Annotated in this window: 15 protein-coding genes; 8 read left to right on the top strand and 7 right to left on the bottom strand. The window is 65.4% G+C overall.

The window, feature by feature from the left end; all coding sequences use genetic code 11:
• The first annotated feature begins 15 nt into the window (after window positions 1-15).
• From ACQR1I_RS27235 to ACQR1I_RS27210, 6 genes are all read left to right on the top strand, one after another.
• Window positions 16-1,521, top strand: a complete 1,506-nt coding sequence (locus ACQR1I_RS27235; protein WP_434869187.1) for a formylglycine-generating enzyme family protein — start codon at window positions 16-18, stop codon at window positions 1,519-1,521.
• A gap of 9 nt (window positions 1,522-1,530) precedes the next feature.
• Window positions 1,531-2,139 carry a DUF4399 domain-containing protein gene (locus tag ACQR1I_RS27230; RefSeq protein ID WP_434869188.1) on the top strand — a complete coding sequence of 203 codons (609 nt, stop codon included), beginning with the start codon at window positions 1,531-1,533 and terminating at the stop codon, window positions 2,137-2,139.
• Between the two features lie 732 nt (window positions 2,140-2,871).
• Window positions 2,872-3,132, top strand: a complete 261-nt coding sequence (locus ACQR1I_RS27225) for a PepSY domain-containing protein (RefSeq protein ID WP_434869324.1) — start codon at window positions 2,872-2,874, stop codon at window positions 3,130-3,132.
• Between the two features lie 8 nt (window positions 3,133-3,140).
• Window positions 3,141-3,932 (top strand): cytochrome b/b6 domain-containing protein, encoded by a 792-nt coding sequence (locus tag ACQR1I_RS27220; RefSeq protein ID WP_434869189.1) that lies wholly within the window; start codon window positions 3,141-3,143, stop codon window positions 3,930-3,932.
• A gap of 577 nt (window positions 3,933-4,509) precedes the next feature.
• The gene (locus ACQR1I_RS27215) at window positions 4,510-4,851 is read left to right on the top strand and encodes a cupredoxin domain-containing protein (protein ID WP_434869190.1); all 342 of its coding nucleotides are present in this window, start codon (window positions 4,510-4,512) and stop codon (window positions 4,849-4,851) included.
• A 210-nt stretch (window positions 4,852-5,061) separates the two neighbouring features.
• Window positions 5,062-6,924 carry an outer membrane beta-barrel protein gene (locus ACQR1I_RS27210; RefSeq protein ID WP_434869191.1) on the top strand — a complete coding sequence of 621 codons (1,863 nt, stop codon included), beginning with the start codon at window positions 5,062-5,064 and terminating at the stop codon, window positions 6,922-6,924.
• Window positions 6,925-7,297: 373 nt separating this feature from the next.
• Here ACQR1I_RS27210 and ACQR1I_RS27205 read toward each other — a convergent pair whose 3' ends face one another.
• The 7 genes from ACQR1I_RS27205 to ACQR1I_RS27175 form a co-directional block, all read right to left on the bottom strand.
• Window positions 7,298-8,086, bottom strand: coding sequence for a TonB family protein (locus ACQR1I_RS27205; RefSeq protein ID WP_434869192.1), 789 nt, complete (start codon window positions 8,084-8,086; stop codon window positions 7,298-7,300).
• A gap of 26 nt (window positions 8,087-8,112) precedes the next feature.
• Window positions 8,113-8,562 (bottom strand): TonB system transport protein ExbD, encoded by a 450-nt coding sequence (gene exbD, locus ACQR1I_RS27200; RefSeq protein ID WP_434869193.1) that lies wholly within the window; start codon window positions 8,560-8,562, stop codon window positions 8,113-8,115.
• A 3-nt stretch (window positions 8,563-8,565) separates the two neighbouring features.
• The gene (gene exbB / locus ACQR1I_RS27195) at window positions 8,566-9,720 is read right to left on the bottom strand and encodes a tonB-system energizer ExbB (protein WP_434869325.1); all 1,155 of its coding nucleotides are present in this window, start codon (window positions 9,718-9,720) and stop codon (window positions 8,566-8,568) included.
• 825 nt (window positions 9,721-10,545) lie between these two features.
• On the bottom strand, window positions 10,546-11,235 hold the full coding sequence (locus ACQR1I_RS27190; protein ID WP_434869194.1) for a Fe2+-dependent dioxygenase: 690 nt from the start codon (window positions 11,233-11,235) through the stop codon (window positions 10,546-10,548).
• A 45-nt stretch (window positions 11,236-11,280) separates the two neighbouring features.
• Window positions 11,281-13,809: a TonB-dependent receptor gene (locus ACQR1I_RS27185; protein WP_434869195.1), complete on the bottom strand. Its 2,529-nt coding sequence runs from the start codon at window positions 13,807-13,809 to the stop codon at window positions 11,281-11,283.
• Window positions 13,810-14,201: 392 nt separating this feature from the next.
• Window positions 14,202-16,595 carry a TonB-dependent receptor gene (locus tag ACQR1I_RS27180; protein WP_434869196.1) on the bottom strand — a complete coding sequence of 798 codons (2,394 nt, stop codon included), beginning with the start codon at window positions 16,593-16,595 and terminating at the stop codon, window positions 14,202-14,204.
• Between the two features lie 297 nt (window positions 16,596-16,892).
• Window positions 16,893-18,008: a ring-opening amidohydrolase gene (locus ACQR1I_RS27175; protein WP_434869197.1), complete on the bottom strand. Its 1,116-nt coding sequence runs from the start codon at window positions 18,006-18,008 to the stop codon at window positions 16,893-16,895.
• Window positions 18,009-18,133: 125 nt separating this feature from the next.
• Between ACQR1I_RS27175 and ACQR1I_RS27170 the strand changes: the two genes are divergently transcribed.
• Both ACQR1I_RS27170 and ACQR1I_RS27165 read left to right on the top strand, forming a co-directional pair.
• Window positions 18,134-18,937 carry an MBL fold metallo-hydrolase gene (locus tag ACQR1I_RS27170; RefSeq protein ID WP_434869198.1) on the top strand — a complete coding sequence of 268 codons (804 nt, stop codon included), beginning with the start codon at window positions 18,134-18,136 and terminating at the stop codon, window positions 18,935-18,937.
• A gap of 108 nt (window positions 18,938-19,045) precedes the next feature.
• On the top strand, window positions 19,046-19,534 hold the full coding sequence (locus tag ACQR1I_RS27165) for a DUF427 domain-containing protein (RefSeq protein WP_434869199.1): 489 nt from the start codon (window positions 19,046-19,048) through the stop codon (window positions 19,532-19,534).
• Window positions 19,535-19,630 lie beyond the last annotated feature (96 nt).

Genomic DNA, 19,630 nt, shown 5'->3' with positions numbered 1-19,630 from the left:
CACGGCGAGGACGACATGAGCGAGCTTTCATCGTTGCAATGGCTGCGGGCGCCGAAGCTCGCGGAGGATACCTTGCCGGCTGAAACCCTCAGGGTCGATTGCCGCCGCTGCGGCCGATCGGTGCAGGTCTCGCTCAGCGCGATGCGTCCACCGAGCTTCCTGCACGTCGACGATCAGGTCGAATGCCCCGAGGTCCAGGAGCGCTGGAGCGGCAGGGGCGAGAGCGGCCTTCTGATGATGATGTGCGGCGCGCTGGAGCAGTCGCTCGATCCCGTGGAGGAGAATGAGGATCACGAGGCCGTAGCGCGGCATGAGCCAGCGCAGTTCGTTGAGATGCCGCCCTCGCGCATCGCGACGCCGCGTGTCGATCCGCCGCCGCAGCGGTGGGATGAGTTCGTCGATGACGGGTACCTCGAAGAGGATCGGCGTGAGGCCGAGCGGCGCGGCTGGCTGCCGTCTCTGCTTGCTTGGTCGGCGCCGCATCGCCGCGCCGTCGTCCGCATCGCGGTTGGCACACTGGTGCTCAGCATCGTTGCGGTCGGCGGCGTGCTGCTGCCGTTGCGCAACCTGCAGCTCCTGATCCAGTCTCCACCCGGTTTCGCCGGCGCCTCGACGATGCAGCGGGATGCGCTGCCGACAGCGATTTCGGTTCGCCGCATCACGATGGAAACGCCGAGCGCCGCCGCCACGCCTCAAGAGGCGCCGTTGGGCGTTCGGGCGCCGTCACCGCTTCCGGCGGCGATGCGCCAGGCTCCGGCCGCAGAGACATCGCCTGCACCTGCTCCTCAGCCGGTGGCGGCCTCCGTGCCAGAGCCGGTGTCGACGCCGGAGCCGAAGCTGCGCCTGCCGGAGATGATCGCGATCACCGGCGGCACCTTCGCGATGGGCGGCGAGGACGAGTCCGAGCAACCGGTTCACCAGGTCAGCATCCGGCCATTCGCGATCGGCAAATATCCGGTCACGGTCGGCGAGTGGAAGCCATGCGTCGCGGCGGGCGGCTGTGCCGACATCGCGGTCGGTGCCGACGACCGTCCGGTCACCAATGCGAGCTACGACGATGCGCAGGCCTATCTCGCCTGGCTCTCCAAGGTCAGCGGCAAGACGTTCCGCCTGCCGACCGAGGCCGAATGGGAATTTGCCGCCCGCGCGGGCCAGCGCAGCAAATACTGGTGGGGCGATCGCATGCGGGTCGGCATGGCCAACTGCAAGGGCTGCAACAATTCCGGCGACGCGACGGACGCGGCGCAGCCGTTGAAGGTCGGGAGCTTCGCGGCCAACCCGCTCGGCCTGTTCGACATGGGCGGAGCCGTCGGCCAGTGGGTCGCCGACAACTGGCACAAGAACTACAAGGGTGCGCCGTCGGACGGCTCGGCCTGGCTGGAGGACGGCAGCTACGCCCGCGTGATCCGCTCGGGCTCCTGGAGCAACGGGCCGTCCGATGCGCGTGCGGGCAGCCGTGACCGCTATGACGGTCGCATCCGCCATCCGACGCTCGGCTTCCGCGTCGCGCTGACACCCTAGGAGAAGAGCATGTGGAAACCGGCGTCTGTGCGACTCTGTCTGATCCTGACCGCATCCCTGGCGTTCGCGCCCTCGCTGGCGATGGCCAAGGGCACGAAGGCGCCGAAGGATGCGCGGGTCTATCTGATTTCGCCCGCGGACGGTGAGACGGTGAGCGGCGCGTTCTGGTGCCGCTTCGGCCTGCGCAACATGGGCGTGACCCATGCCGGTGATGATTTCGCCGGCAGCGGCCACCACCATCTGCTGATCGACGTCGACGAGACGATGGAGGCGGGCCAGCAGATTCCGCGCGACAAGAAGCACATTCATTATGCCGCCGGCGAGACCGAGGCTCGGATCGAGCTGTCACCCGGCAAGCATACGCTGCAACTCGTGCTGGGCGATTCGAAGCATCTGAACTTCGATCCGCCGCTGGTCTCCGAGAAGATCATGATCACCGTCAGCAGGCCGGACGAGCCGGCGCGGGTGAGCAGGAACACGAGCGAGCGGCGCAAGATTCTCGAGCGCAACGCGCGCTCAGAACCGCCACCGCAGCAGCAACCGACACTGACGCCGGAAATGACGAAGTCTCCCGAGAGCTCCGACTTCATCGCCCGCGTCTTCACCGGCGCGAAATAGCGTCGCGCGCGCCTTCGGCACGCTGCGCTCGCGGTCTGATCGCTATGCGTGGCAGCCGAGGCGTTGCACCTTGCCGCGTGCTGCTCGCCGTGAATGAACGCGCAGGCCGCGACACAGATGTCTTGCCAGGAACGATCCGTCGCCGCATCGCTTGTCGATGACGGCGACGCACGCGTCTTCCATGCGCTGATACACACCGCATGATCGACGGTTCGTGTCGGCGGGCGGCGTGATCGCAAGCGACGTGCAACGCCGAACTCCAAGATTTTTTTCCGAGACCAAACGTCGCATGTTTCGACGCTCGGCTTCCTTCTCGCCGCATGCCGGACACAGAGCCATTCGGGCAGGAGTATGGTCGCGTCGCGTCGTCGGCAACGAACGATGCAACCGACGCGTTTGATGCTCATGGTCCGGCGCGACTAGTTCCTTGCGAATCAATGTCACTCGCATGCGTGCGGCAACCGCGCTCGCGTGCCGTGTGCGGACTGATTGATCGTCAGAGGACACGGTTTGATCTTGACCGCAGCGTAGTTGCGGCCGCTCGCCAGCGACATTGCGGCCGCATGCGGGCCGGCTTCGGCCTCCGATACGCATTCTTCGCCGGCGGAGGCTGCCGACGCCGTCCAAGTTTCGTTGAAATCGCAGTCCTCTTTGTCCGCTCGCGCTCAGCGCGGTGCAGGCGCCATGTGGCGCCGTTTTGGAGGAGATTTGATTGTGAAGGTCATCAAGATCATGGTCGTAGCGCTCGCGGCGGGTATCGCATCGGGCTCCGTTGCCCTGGCAGACGGCTACAAGGATTGCACCAAGCTCGACAAGGCGTCCTGGAAGACCGTTGCCGATGCGGAAGCCAAGGCGAAGGCGGCGGGCTACGAGGTTCGCCAGACCAAGATCGAGGGCACCTGCTACGAAGTCTACGGCGTCAAGGGCGGCAAGCTCTATGAGCTGTTCTACAGCCCCGAGAACCTCGCGCTGAAGCACACGATCGCGAAGTGATCTGAAACATGCGTGACGCAGGACAGGCACAGCGGAGCGTCCGTCCCACGGCGCCGGCGAATTCACGTCCGAAGACCGTCGAGGTCTGGGACATCCCGCTGCGCGTCTGGCACTGGGCCCTCGCCGGCTTCGTGCTGATTGCCTGCGTCACGCCCAACACGTTCGATCCGCTGCATCGGCTGGCAGGCTATGCCGTGATCGGATTGCTGGCGTTCAGGCTGATCTGGGGTGTCATCGGCACCCGCCATTCGCTGTTCGCGCGGATCAGCCTCAAGCTGCGCGCTGCGCCGCGCTACGTGATGAACATCTTCCACGGCGAGACCGGCCGCTATCTCGGCCTCAATCCCGCCGGTGCGGCGATGCTGGTGGCGATGATCGGCCTGCTGGTGATCTCGACCATCAGTGGTGTCATGCAGGTCTCGCTCAGGTTCTTCGGCGTCGGGTGGATCGAGCAAACACATTCGCTGTCGTCCAACGCCATCATCGGCCTGATCGGGATCCATGTTCTCGGGACACTCTGGATGAGCGTCCTGCAACGCGAAAATCTTGCGCGGGCGATGTTGACCGGGCGCAAGCGCGTGCCTGGGGCCGAGCCGGCTGCAATGGCCGCCGAGACACGGCCGACAGTAGTCGCCAAAGAACCCGCGCCGGCAGCAGCCGCGGAGCGTATCTCGGTGGTCCCGGATCTGCCATCCGGTGAGGTCGGTCCTCCGCAGACGACGAAAGCGAAAGCGGCGTATCCGCCACGCATGCCGAGGGGGCTCACCGTTCACGACAGAAAGCTCGGTCTGCGAAGCTGACATCGCGATGCATCTGACCTGCAGGCAGATGCGCGGCCGCGGCAAACTGACGCAGCTTCGATCCATCGAGCTGATGACAGGCGCTGGAGACTTCGGCGTCGCATGGGCGGGCCGATGCTCTTCGGTGGCGTCGATCGTTCTTGTTCAATGAGCGGCGATCTGGGCGATCGTACGATCCTATGGCTGGGGTGTGTGCGCTCGTCCTCGGAGCTGATCGTGCGCATCCGAATGACGATGGGGAGCGGTGTATGCGTGGCCTCGATTGAAGCGGCGCGCGATGTGTGAGCCGATGAATGCGCTAATGATCAAATCGTTCAGTAGACGACAGCAAAATTCGCGCATCGCAACGTGCTCTCACGCGGAAGTTTGTGCCGTGACGCATGAAGTCTTGCCGCGGCGTCCGCGATATCGCGAACTATTTGAGTGCTTCGTCGCAGACAACGATTTCGTCATGTTTCGACACGGTAAATCGCCGCATTCGAAAACTTAAACTGCTTCTACGAAGCGCTCGATGATGGTCGGGGCGGTTGGACGGCGAGCGACATTCGCAACGGGAATCCGGGGAAGGATCGATATCATGACGCTATTTGAGAAAGCGGGAATTGCGGCAGGCGTCGCGCTGATGATGACGGCTTTTGCGCCTCTGGCCAGCGCAGCGGAAGCCACCATCGAGATCTCGGTGAAAGACAACAAATTCCAGCCCGCCGAGCTGAAGGCGCCGGCCGACACGCCGATCGTGTTCAAGATCAAGAATCTCGACGGCTCGCCGGTCGAGTTCGAGAGCGAGCCGCTGCAGTTCGAGACGGTGATCAAGCCGAACATGGAAGGCGTGGTGAAGGTCAAGGCGCAGAAGCCTGGACGCTACGAATTCTTCGACGACTTCCATCAGGGCAACAAGGGCGTCCTGGTCGTAGAATAGCCGATCCGACGGGCGGCTGTCGTGCATCGACTTGGCTCTACGCGACAGCCTCTGACGCGCCATACCCGCCGCCATCGGCGTCAGCCAACCGGCGGGGCCGGCAGTTTGAACGCCATCGAAGGTGGTCTGCGCGAGCGGGCAACCCGAATTACGACGCCTGCCGGTCGCGGTTCGTCGTGTGGTGACGAGCTTGACGGGAGATACGCATTTTTGAAACGGGCTGCACGAGAAACGGCGGGTCTTAAACGGCGCAACGGCTTCGTGCCGCGCCGGGACGAGGCGGCTGCGCTCACGGTGCTGCTCGTGCTGCTCGTTGATGCCGCGCCGTCCTACGGTCAGTCGGCGATCCAGGGGACACAGGCGCGGGCCTATGCCGATCCCGGAGCGATCGATGGCGGCGGTCCGGTCGTCGTCGTGCCCAACCGCAAGCGGCAACCGACGCGGCCCGCGAACGGCAATGGCCCGGTGGTGATTCCGCAGATGATCGTGGCCCCCGGCGGCAACGAACCGGAGCCGAAGGCTGCAGCGGTACAGCCAGAGGAGCCCCCGCCACCGCGCACGAGATCGCCGATCGATCCCGGAGCCGGTGCGCTTCCCCAGGCCGCGCGCCGCGAGCCGGCGCCGCGTCTTGCTCCCGTACGCAACGCCTTCTTCGGTGCGCCCTCGGCCGGCCTTCTGGTCGGCGGCTGCCTGTCGACGCCGGGCCGGCTGTCGGCGACCAACGTTCCCAATCGCTGCCTCGATGCGCTGGCCTTCGCGGTCAGTCCGCCGCCGGCGACGCGCGGCGTGCTGCCGAACAATCTCCCGCCGATTCCACGCCAGGACGCCCAGCCGATTCCCCCCGTCCTGGCGGACAAGCCGAAGATGCGGCTACCGCGGATGAACAAGGGCCAGAAGCCACAGGAGCAGCAGCCGCAGGCGCCGCCGATGATGGAGGAGGACCCTTTCGAGCCCAAAGGCATCACGGTGGGAAACTTCATCCTGAAGCCTGCGTTCGAAATGTCCTCAGGCTTCGACAGCAATCCCGGGCGTGTGCCGAAAGGCGGGGGCTCCGCCTTCGTCAGCGTTGCGCCGGTGCTCCTGGTGCGCTCTCAGTTCGAGCGGCATCTGCTGAACGCCGATGTGCGCGTCGGCTACATCGACTATGCCAAGCTCCGGCAGCTCTCGAGGCCTACCGTCGACGCGAAGGTGAATGGGCGCTACGACATCACCGATACGTTTGCGCTCAACGGCGAGGGCCACGTTGCCGTCGATGCCGATGACCCGGGCACGCCGCGCTTTGCCGGCCGCTTCGCCAGGATCCCGCTCGCTTCGACCGTCGGCGGCTCGGCCGGCGTCACCAAGCGCTTCGAGGATTTCGAGGTCTCGACCAAGGCGGCGATCGATCGCGTGGCGTTCCAGAACGCGCCGCTCGTCACCGGCCAGATCGTCAGCAACGCCGATCGTAACTTCGTCCAATACGGCTCGCAGAGCCGCGTCACCTACAATCTGACGCCGGAGATCCGGCCCTTCGTCGACGTCGCCGTCGATCGCCGCGTTCACGACATCGCGGTCGATGCCGAGGGATTCCGCCGCGACTCCACCGGCACGGCCGTCGAGGCGGGCGTGACCTTCGCCTACGCCGACAAGTTGACCGGCGACGTCGCCGTCGGCTATCTCACCCGCCGTTTTCAAGATCCGCTGCTGAAGCCGGTCGGTGGCTTCATTGCCGACGCCAACCTGACCTGGCAGTACGCCAAGGAGACGGCGATCATGTTCGGCGCCAAGTCGCAGGTCGTCGAGATCACCGAGCCCGGAATCTCCGGCGTGCTCAAGCGCGACGTCACCGTCGGAGTCGAGCATCAGTTCGAGCCCTGGCTCGTCGGCACCCTTCTCGCGGGTTATGGCCAGGACGCGTTCACCGGCACCACGCGCGTGGACAACCGCTACCTCGTCGAGCTCGGCATGCTCTACAAGTTCTCCCGCCTGCTGCAGCTCCGGGCCAGCGTCCGGCGCGAGGAGACGCGGTCGAACTTCCGCGAGAACGACCTGTCCGCCACGGTCGTGCAGGTGGGAGCGCGGGTGCAGTACTGATCGGCAGCGAAGCTCGCACCGTACAACTCAGCCGTCCAGATCGTGCCCAGCCTTGTGAGCACGCTGCTCGTCGCCAATGTGCATCGACGCCCTCCGTCCTAACTCCTCATGGTGAGGAGCGCCGCAGGCGCGTCTCCGGACGATGCTTCGCATCGCCGGGAGAACCATGAGGCCAGATCCGGGCCTCGCCCTTCGAGACGCCCGCCTGCGGCGGGCTCCTCAGGGAGAGGGGAAAGGTCGGTCCGAGATGAACGAGAGTGCGCAATTGGGAAACCGCGACACCCGGGGAAGCCACTCGCAATGAAAAGCAGCGCTCGCGGGAGTGCGAACGCTGCCTAGTCTAGCAGACGCGCGTCCGAACGGATGTGCGCGGCTATTTCTTCTGGTTGAAGTTCACGTCGAGGCTGAAGCTGAACTGATCGTCGGTCAGCCCGGACGGCGGCGCCGGCACCGGATCGGAGCGGCGGATCATCGCGATCGCCGCATCGTCGAACATCGTGTCTCCGCATGATTGCATCACCGAGGCCGACATCACCTTGCCCGCGCGGCTCAGCACCAGCGCGACCTTGACCGTGCCGGCGTGCTTCTTGCCTTCCGGATATTTCTTGTGCAGCTCGAAATAGGCGCTGATCTTGCGGCCCCAATTGTCGGTGAGCTTCTGCTTGTCCTTGCCGAGGCCGACATTCGGCGCCTTCGCCGTCTCGGCCGGCGGTGCGGCTTCGTCGAGCGCCTTTCGGGCCGATTCCTGCTGCGCGGCCGAGGCAACCGAGGCCTCGGCCTGCTGGGTCGCGACCTGCTGCTCTTCCTTCTCCGGCTTCTTCGGCTCGTTCATGGTGACGACGCGATCGGCCTCGTCCTCGGTCTCGGTCGGCTTGTCCTTGACCGCGTCTGACTCCTTGACCTCCGCAGTCTGCTGCATCTGCTCCGGGGCCGCTTCAGCCGCATCACTGTCGGGACCGGGCGGAAGATCGTTGTCCTCCACCTGCGGTGAGGCCATCTCGAGTGCAAACTCCGCACCGGCGGCGCCGAGGCCGCCGTCGGCTTCATGAGCGCTGAGATGAACCACCGCGAGCGCCGCCCCGCCACCGTGCAGCATTAATGCGCCGATGGCGGCTGAGATCCACAAGCGGCGAGTCGCTCCTTGATACTTGTGTTCGACCATTCTTCACTTCCGTCGTTGCACTGGTTTCAATGCGCGGCCGGCGCGGCCGCCTGTGAGACGCCTTCGACCGTGACGAGCTTGATCTTCGGATAGCCGCCGGTGCGCAGCAGCTCCATGACGTCCATCAGTTCGCCATACGCGACGCCCCGGTCGGCGCGCAGGAAGATGAACTTGTCCTTGGCGGCCTCCGGAATGTGCTCGAGCGTGCTGACCAGGCTTGCCCGCTTGACCTGCTCTTCGCCGACGAACAGCGTCAGGTCGGGCTTGATGCTGACATAGATCGGCTTGTCCGGCTTCTTCTGCGGCGTCGCCGTCGATGTCGGAAGGTCGACGGGAACGTCGACCGTGGAGAGCGGCGCGGCCACCATGAAGATGATCAGCAGCACCAGGATGACGTCGATGAACGGCGTGACGTTGATGTCGCTGGACTCGCCGAGATCGTCGTCACCATCGGCTTCAGAAAGAGAGACGGCCATGGGCTACTCCGCCGCGAGCGCCATCGGGGGCGCGGAGTGGACGTGAATCGGCTCGAAGCGTTCGCTGTGGTGGCTGCTCTGGCCGCGATCGAGATCGCGCGACAGCATGCGCGCCGTCGCACCCGACGAACGGTTCACCAGCTCCATGTAGCCTTTGGTCACGCGGGTGAAGTGATTGTAGATGATCACGGCCGGAATGGCGGCGACCAGTCCGATGGCCGTTGCAAGCAGCGCCTCGGCAATACCCGGAGCGACGACCGCGAGGTTCGTGGTCTGCGACTTCGAAATGCCGATGAAGCTGTTCATGATGCCCCAGACTGTGCCGAACAGGCCGACGAACGGCGAGATCGAGCCGATCGTCGCGAGCAGGCCCATGCCGGTGCGGCAACGCCGGCCTTCGGCGCGGACGATCTCCGCGAAACTCGACGCGGCGCGGTCGTTGACGCCATGCGACGGCAGCTCCGAGGACATCCTGATCTCGTGCATCGCCGCGTCGATCAGCGCGGTGAGCACGGTCTCACGCTTGCCGAGCGCGAGCTTCGCTTCCGACAGCCAGCGCACGTCGTCGACCTTGCGCAAGGCGCGGCTGAGCTTGCGGCGGAGGAAGCCGAACTCGATGGTCTTGGCGATGAACACGGTCCAGGTCGCGAGCGAGGCCAGCGCGAGACCCATCATCACGGCTTTGACAAGGATGTCGGCGGCCAGGAACATCGACCATGGCGACAGATCGTGCGGCACGTGAGACGCGGCCTGAGCGCCGGTCTGTCCAGGCTTCTCTGCGGAGTCCTTGGCCTTGTCGGCAGCAGCCGCCGGCTCCGTGACTGTTTCAGCTGCGCTTGATGTCGATGGCTGCGCTTCGGTGGCCGGGGCGCTCGATGCCTGACCGGTCGTCGTTGCCTGCGGCGCCGCTGGAGCAGCGGGCGGCTGAGTCGTCGCTGCCGCCGGTTGTGATGCGGCCTGCAGGGCAGGCGCGGCATTCGCCGGTTTGACGGCGGGCGTTTGCGGCGCGGATGCCGATTGGCCGACTGTCGAAGCGGGAGCCGTGTTCGACGCGGCTGCTGACGTCTGCGACGAAGTCGGGGACTGAGTTGCAGCCGTCGCGGGCTGCGCTTTGCTCGCCGCCGGCGATGACGTTGTTGCTGACGTCTGAGGCGCCATCGCAGCCTGGCCAGGTCTCGGCGAGGTGGTCGCCTGCTCGGCCTGCGCCGCGACGCCGGCCGAGACGATTGCGATCACCGCTCCTGCACGAAGAACGATCCTGAACATCTTGCTGCACACCTCTTGGTAGTTACCTGCCCGTAATGTTTCGAGGCGTAACGGGGCTGTTTTGAGACGACGCGTTGACTCAAAGCGGGACGGTCGATGTCGGCAATCAAGCCGACATGCGCGACCTATGCGCGCAGCATCGAGGCGACGAATGATCGCATCAGGCCGAAAGCCGGTGCGTGCGTTCTAACTGTCTGATAAACCTGATGTGAACCGGCGCGCGTCGCGCACGAGCAACACATCATCCGATGGGCAGACACGCAATTGCCGCCGTTCGGTCTTCCATCAATTCTAATTAGTCGGCGCGTCGGCGTGATCGGATCGTGTCTGATGCAGGACGTTGTGTCGCGCTGTTTCGGAAGCGCAATCGACCAGAAGTGACGGAAGCAGGAGACGCGACGCGAATCGCTGTGTGGCCCCGTCCTTCTCGTGGTGAATGTCACGCATCGCTGCGCACTTGGTCGTGCTCTGTGCAGCTTCGAGTGTCGGGCAACGCTGAGGGCGCGAGACGAATGCGGGAGATCGGCTGCAATCGATGGCTTGGTCGCCATCATCGCCCGGACGCGTCGCCGATGCACAATTGCAGTCAAACGGAATTGAGAGCTGCGACTGCTGCGATCGCTGGCCTTCATTCCTGCTGGCAACGCATCAGCCGTAATTTCGAAGCAGATGCGTGGCCGGAGCGTCGGCGACGTGACGCTCCGGTCGAAGGGCGGATCAGGTCTCGGCCCAGTAGCGGATCAGGTTGTGATAGAGGCCGGTCAGCCGTACCATTTCCGGATCGTCGCGCCCCATCCGTTGCGACAATCCCTGGATCGTCGTGTCGAGATCGAAGATCATGCTGCGCGCAAGGGGATCGCGGATCATGCTCTGCAGCCAGAAGAACGAGGCGACGCGGACGCCGCGCGTCACCGGCGTGACCATGTGCAGGCTGGAGGCGGGATAGAGCACGAGGTCGCCGGCGGGCAGCTTCACCTCGTGCGAACCATAGAGATCCTCGATGACCAGCTCGCCGCCGTCATACTCGTCCGGCTCGGAGAGAAACAGGGTGACCGACAGGTCGGTGCGGATGCGCAGGCCGGTGAGCTTGTCGCCGCGCACGGCGTTGTCGACGTGAATGCCGAAATGATGGCCGGCGTCGGCGGCGTAGCGGTTGAACAGCGGCGGAAAGATCTGCTGCGGAATGGCGGCGGCGAGAAAGCGGGGATTGGCGGTCATCGCCGAGATGATGCGGTGGCCGAGCTTGCGCGCCACTTCGCTGTCGGGCGGCAGCTGCTCGTTGCGCTTGACCATGGCCGACTGGGCGCCGGCGGTCGAGCGGCCGTCCTCCCAGTCGCTGGAGTCCATGATGCGGCGGAAGTCCGCCACATCGTCTTTGCTCAAAATTCCGGGGACACAGATCAGCATGAACTCATCACTTGATGTGTGCCCCCGATGTGGGTGATCAGGCGATCAGAACCGTCCGGACAGGACGATCGACGCGCTTCTTCCCGGACCGACGAGCACGAACGGCGTGGCACTCTGATAGAGAGCGTCGTAGTAGAGCTTGTCGAAGATGTTGGCAACAAACACCTTCGCCGTCCAGTTCTTGTCGAGCTTGGCTTCCGCGAAGGCATCGAACCGCCAGTAGCTCGGCAGCTCCGTGCCCTGGTTCGCCGCCAGCCAAGTGCCGCCGAAGATCTTCGAGCGGTACACCGCCTGGCCGCCGATCTCCCAGGTGTCGTTGAGCTGGTACTTCGTCAGCAGGCTGAACGACTGGTGCGCGGTGTTGGCGAGCTGCAGGCCGACATTGCTGGTGAACAGCCCAAGGTTGGCCGGCGGGATGTTCGACTTGGTCACTTCCGACTGCATCAGCACGATGCCGCCGAAGATGCTCCATTTGTCGGTCAGCTTGCCGCCGGCTTGCATGTCGATGCCGCGGATGCGGTAGGCTGCGCCGGCCGAGAGACACGGCACGTTGCCCGTGGTGTTCGCCGGATACGGGCAGTCCGCGGTCGCCGTCTGCGCGGTGATGTTGCGCGACTCGCGGGCATTCTCCTTTTCGGTCTGGAACAGCGCCGCCGAGACCAGCAGGCGGTTGTCGAGCAGCTCCCATTTGGTGCCGATTTCGATCGAGGTGTTCTTTTCAGGCCCGAAGATCTGGTTGGCACCGCCATTGGTGACCGCCGACAGACCGCCGTACTGAGCGCTCAGACCGTCGAACTCGGCGCCGACCGGGTTGGATGAGGTCGCATAGGCCGCGTAGAAGCTGGCATAGGGCACCGGCTTCAGGGTGAGGCCGAGGTTGAAGTTCGGCAGGCCGCTCGAGGTCCCGGTCCCGCCCGGCACGTTGGCGACGCCATTGACGGTGCCGAAGCCATCGACCCGGACGTCGTACTTGTCGTAGCGGACGCCGCCGTTGAGGATCACGAGGTCACGATAGTTGATGCTGTCGAGCGCATAGACGCTCACGGTGTCGATCTTGATGTTGGTCGGGAACTGACCGAGCGAGGGGATGCCGAACGGCAGGTTGGTGAACTGCGGGTTGAACACGCTCACGCCGGAGAGCGAGCCGGTGCCCGAGAACGGCAGGCCCTGCTGCTCGGAGGTCAGGCCGGTATAGCTGTTGATGATCGCCTTTTCCTGCGAGACTTCGAGGCCGGCGAGGACGGTGTGCCGGAAATTGCCGGTGTTGAACTTGTAGGTCGCCTCGAGCTGGTTGGCGAGCACGTCGGTCTGCTGGAAGCGGCTCTGCGGGTTGGCCCTGACCAATGCGCCCGACGGCGGATTGATGTTGGTCGGACCTTCCGGCAGCGTGCCGATGTAGTTGAGCGTCGAGCGCGACACCCGGACCTTGTCGGAGATGGTCAGGTCCGGCGTGACCTTGATCTCCGTGTTGAACGAGCCGATGTCCTGGCCGATGCGCTGGAAGTCGCGGTTGACGAAGCCGTACCAGGCGTTACGCGGCGAGCCGACCTCCGGGAACGGGGCGCCGGCCGTCAGCGTGCTCGGGCGATAATAGGGCACGCCGAAGTCGGGGCGTCCCGAGACCTCCGTGTGGATGTAGTTGGCCGCCAGCGTCACCGTGTCGAGCGGTGTCCACTTGGTGGCGATGAAGCCGCCATTGCGGTTGTCGGTGACAAAGTCGCGTCCGGCGACGCCGGCATCCTGGAACAGGCCGCCGACACGGGCGGCGAAGGTCGGCGTGATCTTCTGATTGACGTCGATCACCACGCGCTTGGTCTGATCGGTGCCGAGCGTGGCGTCCATGTTGTAGAAGCTGTTCTCGGTCGTGGCCTGCTTGGTCACGATGTTGATCGCGCCGCCTGTGGTGCCGCGGCCGGCGAAGGACGACGCCGGACCGCGCAGGATCTCGACCTGCTCGGTGAAGAAGTTCTCACGCACCGACACGCCGGAGTCGCGCACGCCGTCGATGAAGACGTCGTTGCGGGCGTCGAAGCCGCGGATGAAGAAGCGGTCGCCGAACGCGTTGCCGCCTTCGCCGGTGCCGAGCGTCACGCCGGCGGTCGAGAGCACGGCCGATTTGAGGCTGGTGGAGTTCTTGTCCGCCAGGATCTCCTTGCTCAGGACCGTGACGGTCTTCGGCGTGTTGAGCAGCTTTTCCGGGAACTTGCCCGAAGCCTGCATCCGCTCTCCCTTGTAATCCGAGGCGGGGCTGGAATAGGGGTTGCGGTCCGGCGGCAGGCTGCTCACCGGCGCGGCGGCCTGTTGCTGTTGCGGCTGGCGCGCGGCACGGCGCATCGCGTCGCGGGCGCGGATCTGGTCGGCGGTCGGACGCGAGGCCGACGGCTTCGGGCGCGCCACCGGGGCTTCGACGTTGACGGAAGGCAGCGGTGCCTGCTGGGCTTCGGCGCTGGAGAACGAGGCGACCGCGATGAGGCTCGCGACAGCCGAGACCTTCACGCCTGAAATATCGGCGGACGGTTCCCCTTCATGCCAGCTTGCTCCACGCAAGCTCCTTGGAAAGACTGCCTTACCCATACTCGAACACCCCATTCGTTACGCAAACTTGAGACTTGGGCCCGCAACGGCGCTGGCCTGTTGCGAATGCAAGTCAAGAAGCGGGGGAAAGCGGACCAAAGCTGGTTCCACCCGTGGCCGGAATGGGGAAAGGTTTCAGCTCATTTCTGACATTGACAATTACTCGCAAACTGTCGCGATGCGGCAACAGTTGAAACCTCTTGGTTGCGTTGATCCCGACCATTCAATCGCAAATCGGGGCAAGGTCGGCACATAATACCGTCTAAGGAACTCCGATACCTGCGTCGGAGTGTCTCAGTCTGCGACGTTTCGTCCCATCTTCGCTCCCGCCGCAGCCGTGAGGTGCGGCGGGACTTCGGCAAAATTGCTGCGAGTCCGTGATTCCGTCCGGCTCAGAACTTCGCTGTCGTGATCAGGTAGAAGGCCCGGCCGGGGGCGACTGCGGTGAACGGGATGTTGCTGCGATAGAAGGTGTCATAGTAGAGCCGATTGGTGATGTTCTGGGCGTAGAGCTTCGCGCTCCAGTTCTTGTCGAACTGCTTCTCGACGAACGCATCGAAGCGCCAATAGCTCGGCAGTTCGTTGCCGGTGTTGGCGGCGAACGTCCCGCCGAACACCTTGGAGCGGTACACCGCCTGGCCGCCGATCTCCCAGCCGTCGTCGAACTTGTACTTGGACAGCACGCTGAGGGACTGGTGCGCGATGTTGGCGAGCTGCAGGCCGTTGTTGGAGGCGATGCCGCTCTGCGTGACCTTGGACTGCATCAGCACCAGGCCGCCGAAGATGCTCCAGCGATCGGTGATCTTGCCCTCGGCCTCCAGGTCGAAGCCCTGGATGCGGTAGGCGGCGCCGGAGGTCAGCAGGCCGCTGACGGTCTCGCGGGCGTTGTCCTTGGTGGTCTGGAACAGCGCCCCGGTCAGCAGCAGATGGCGGTCGAACAGCTCCCATTTGGTGCCGATCTCGGCGCCCTTGTTGCGCTCCGGCCCGAGGATAATGGTGCTGTTCGGCGGGATGCCGCCGTAGTCCGTCGCGGTGCCGTCGAGCTCGGAGCCGAACGGATTGGCCGAGGTCGCATAGGCCGCATAGAGGCTGCCGATCGGCAGCGGCTTGTAGACGAGGCCGACATTGTAGTTGATGAGGTCGGAATCGACCGTCGCCGAGGCGGTGTTGTTGGACGAGCGCATCGCGTAGCCGTCATAGCGCAGGCCCCCGGTGAAGATCAGGGTGTCGTGCCAGTTCGCGGTGTCGATGATATAGGCGCTCTTGCTGTCGACGTCGTAGCGGGTCGGATTGCCGGTCAGGTAACCCACGGTCGAGAACGGCAGGTTCGTATAGGCCGGGCTGTACATGTTCTGCAGCGTCAGCGCGCCGCTGCTGGTGCCGGCCGAGCCGAACGCCTCCGAGGTCAGGCCGGCATAGCGGTCGATCGAGATGTTCTCCTTGGAGAACTCCGTGCCCATGACCGTGGTGTGCTTGATCGCGCCGGTGTCGAACTTGATCGTGAGGTCGTTCTGGTTGGCCCAGTTGTCGACCAGCTGATAGCGGCTCTGCGGGCTCGCCGTGAACGTCCATTTGGTCGGATCGGCGCTCGCGGTCTGCGCCACCGTGGTGTTGGGCAGGGTGCCGATATAGTTCAGCTCGGAATGCTCGCCGCGCAGCTTGCTCGTGAAGGTGACGGCCTCACTGAGCTTGACCTCGGCCGCGAGCGTGCCGAAATCCTGCCGCGCCGCCTGGAAGTCGCGGTTCAGAAAACCATACCAGGTGTTGCGCGGAATGCCGGCCGACGTCGCCGGAACGTTGCCCTGCTTGTAGAACGGCACGCCGAAGTCCGGATAGCCGGAGAGATCGGTGTGGACGTAGTTGGTGGTCACCTTGAGTGAGTCGCTCGGTGTCCACTTGGTCGAGATGAAGCCGCCCCAGCGGTCGTCGGTGACGTGGTCGCGGCCCGCCACGTTGGCGTCCTGGAACAGGCCGCCGGTGCGCACCGAGAAGGTTGGCGAGATCGTCTGGTTGACGTCGAGCGTGACGCGCTTGGTCTGGTCGGTGCCGATCGTCGACTCGGCGTTGTAGAAATTGCGGTCGCCGGCCTGCTTGGTGATGATGTTGATGGCGCCGCCGGCGGTGCCGCGGCCGGCATAGGCCGAGGCGGGACCGCGCAGGATCTCGACCTGCTCGGTGAAGAAGTTCTCGCGCACCGACACGGCGGGGTCGCGGATGCCGTCGATGAAGATGTCGTTGCGCGCATCGAAGCCGCGGATGAAGAAGCGGTCGCCGAACGCGTTGCCGCCTTCGCCGGAGCCGAGCGTCACGCCCGCGGTCGAGCGGCCGACCTCCTTCAGGGTAGTGATGTGCTTGTCCTCCATCACCTCCTTGCTCATCACGGTGATGGTCTTCGGCGTATTGACCAGCTTCTCGGTGAACTTTCCGGAGGCGACGCGATCGACCTTGTAGGGCGCGGCGGCGTCCGCATAGGGGTTGGCGTCGGGCGGCGTCTGCGGGCCGGCGGGCGGCTGCTGCTGTTGCGGCTGGCGGGCGGCGCGGCGCATCGCGCTGCGGGCGCGGACCTGGTCCGCCGACGGCCGCGATGGCGCCGGCTTGGCGCGCGCCGCTGGCGCTTCGACGTTGACGGAGGGTAGCGGCGCCTGCTGCGCCTCGGCACCGGAGAACGACGCCACGGCAATCAACCCCGCGACTGCCGAGACCTTGACCCCGGACACGTCAGAGGAGGGATCCCCACGATGCGCGATGCCCCCGCGCAAGCTTGCTGGAAAGACGGCTCGACCCATACTCAACCACCCCAATGGTTACTCAAGGACTGAATTCTTGTTCGTAAGTTCGCGATCGGATCGTTCCAATTGCGAACGGCTCTCAACAAGTCCCCGAATTTGGTCCAAAGGTAGTTGGGTCAGTGACAGGAATAGGAATATATTACCTAATGCATGTGATAATGAGTCGCATCTATAGTTTAGCCCGATTTAAAGGTTTCTAAGTACCTAAAACCTGCGAACTTTAACGCGGGCGGGCACAAGCGGCCCGCCGAGCAGCCTTAGAGGATTCATTCATTACTGGTTCCTGATTACCGCTCAGCGCCGCTCGGCGACGATCGCGATCGGGCCGCCGCCATCCGGACCCTGGTGCTCGGCGCCGCCGGAGACGAACAGGTCGGTGAAACCGAACAGCCCGGCGAGCGCGCCGGCGACGAACGCCCGGGCATGACGGGTCGAGGAGATGTCGCTGTCGTCGAGCATCGTGTGCCGCTGCCCGCGGACCTTGCCGCTCTGCGCCGCCTCCGCCTTGGCAAGCACCGCGGCGATCCGGCCGCGCTCCGCCGTCGGCACCTGGCCCGTCACCTCGAGGCCGAGCCGGGCCAAGGCTGCGCGTGCCGGCTCGATGTCGATGGCGTCACGCATCACGCCGTGCGCAATCGCGAGCGGACCGGTCCAATCGGCGGACATGCCTGCCACCATGATCTCGTGATCGAGCAGCTCGACGCCGCCCGAGGTCGCCGCGCGCTCGCTGTAGCGCGCGTAGTCCGAGCAGATCATTGCATCCGACAGGTCCGAGAGCTGCAACTCACCGAGCGCCACGGCCACGCCGAGCGCCGAGGCGCCGCGCGAAAACCCCATCGACTTCAGCGTGTCGCGCACGGCGGTGCGCGCTCCGCGGGCCTCCGCCGCCTCGATCCGCTCCATCGTCAGCAGCGGGCACTTCACCTGGACGTAGTGCACGTCGGCGGCATCGGAGATGCCGGCATCGGTCATCGCGGCCCGCACGCCCGCGGCGACCTGTTCGACCTGCTGCATCCGGCCGAGATGCTCGCTCGCCAGCACCGGCGTCCGCGCCCGTCCCAGCGCCAGCGACTTGGCATGAGCGCGCGGCGTATCGTCAACGGCTGCGCGCGCTTCGAACACGATCATGTGCGGCGACAGCGCGCCCTCGGTGCCGCCCGACATCACCATGGCGATCTGCGTCACCGCAGCGTCGGGCAGATGCCTGCGCAGCAGCGCCTCCAGCGTGCGCACGGCAAAGGCGCGGGTGAAGTCGTTGACGCAGCCATTGCCCTCGGTCTTGCCGAGGATGGCGACGATGCCGGCCGGATCGATCGCGCCTTCGGCGATGGCGGTCTCGAGCGCGCCGATGTCATCGGGGCTGCGCATCGGCAGGCGGTGAACGGTGGCGCGGCGCAAGGCGGTCGGCATGTCCCGGAGCTCCTGTGGTGGTGTCCCGGGGAACACTAGGCAATCACGAAGCCGCGCGCGACGCTGTTGCGCGATCAGCGCCATGCTAATCTTCATTCTCCACCATTCCGGACCGACGGTGATCCATGCCTCTCTGGACCTGCTTTCAATGCGGCGCGCAGTTCCCCGATACGCCCGCGCCACCTGCGCATTGCGTCGTCTGCGAGGACGAGCGGCAATACGTGAACTGGAACGGCCAGGCCTTCCTCAGCCGCGACGAGCTCGCCGCGCGCCACCAGGTCGTCTGGCGCGAGGATGACGGGTTGACCGGTCTGGCGCTGGAGCCGTCATTTGCGATCGGGCAGCGCGCGCTGCTCGTTCCCGGGCCGGACGGCTGCGTGATGTGGGACTGCATTCCCCAAGCGACGGAGGCTTCGATCGCCCACGTGCGCGCGCTCGGCGGTCTCAAGGCGATCTCGGTGTCGCATCCGCATTATTATGGCGCCGTCGCCGACTGGAGCGCGGCGTTCGGCAACGCTCCGGTCTATCTGCATGGCGACGACGCGGCGTTCGTCACCCGGCCGCATCCGTCCATCGTGCCGTGGACCGGCGACCGCCTTGCCATCTCGGACGATGTCGTGCTGCTGCGAACCGGCGGCCATTTCGCCGGCGCCACCATCCTGCATTGGCGCAACGGCGCCGACGGCAAGGGCGCGCTGCTGACCGGTGACATCGCAATGGTGGCGATGGACCGCCGTCATGTCAGCTTCATGTACTCCTATCCGAACTACATCCCGCTCGGTTCCGCCGCGGTGCGCCGGATCGCCGACGCCGTGGCCCCGCTCGCCTTCGATCGCATCTACGGCGCCTGGTGGCAGAAGAACATCGCCACCGGCGCCAAGGCCGCGTTCGACCGTTCGGTGGCCCGCTATCTCCAGGCGATCGCCTGACCGCCGGCGGCGCCTCGCGCGCCGCTGGGCCCGACTGATCTCCATCGGCGGCCCGATCGTTGTGTTGCCGGGGCGACAGATTGGGTGCTGCGTCCAGGGAGCATCGCCATGCAACGCATCGCGCCGGGACCGGGGCAGGAATCCGTGTGGGACTATCCGCGGCCGCCGCGGCTGGAGCGATGCGCAGCCCGGCTGCGTGTGGTGTTTGCCGGGGGGACGATCGCCGAGACGCGAGACGGCTACCGCGTGCTCGAAACCAGCCATCCGCCGGTCTACTACATCCCGCCGCAGCATGTTGCGATGCAGTTGCTGCGGCCGGCGCCCGGCCGCTCGTTCTGCGAGTTCAAGGGCCTCGCCAGCTACTGGACGATCGAGGCCGCCGGCCGGATCTCGGAGCAGGCTGCCTGGAGCTATCCGCAGCCAACGGCGGCGTTCGCGCCGATCGCGGGATGTCTCGCCTTCTACGCCTCGCGGGTCGACGCCTGCTTCGTCGGCGACGAGCGCGTCGCAGCGCAGCAGGGCGACTTCTACGGCGGCTGGATCACCTCGGCCGTGGTCGGCCCATTCAAGGGCGCGCCGGGCACCCGGCACTGGTAGACGGACGCTCGCGTCCGTGATCCGATCGTGGCCGCTGATCGTATAGGCTGGATCGGCGGCCGCCTGCGTGGCCGGCCACCGTCAGAACACGATGGC

This window comes from Bradyrhizobium sp. HKCCYLS2038 (assembly GCF_051167655.1).
Lineage (GTDB): Bacteria > Pseudomonadota > Alphaproteobacteria > Rhizobiales > Xanthobacteraceae > Bradyrhizobium.
The sequence above is the reverse complement of the archived record's forward strand: the minus strand, read 5'-3'. Positions and strand labels throughout refer to the sequence as shown.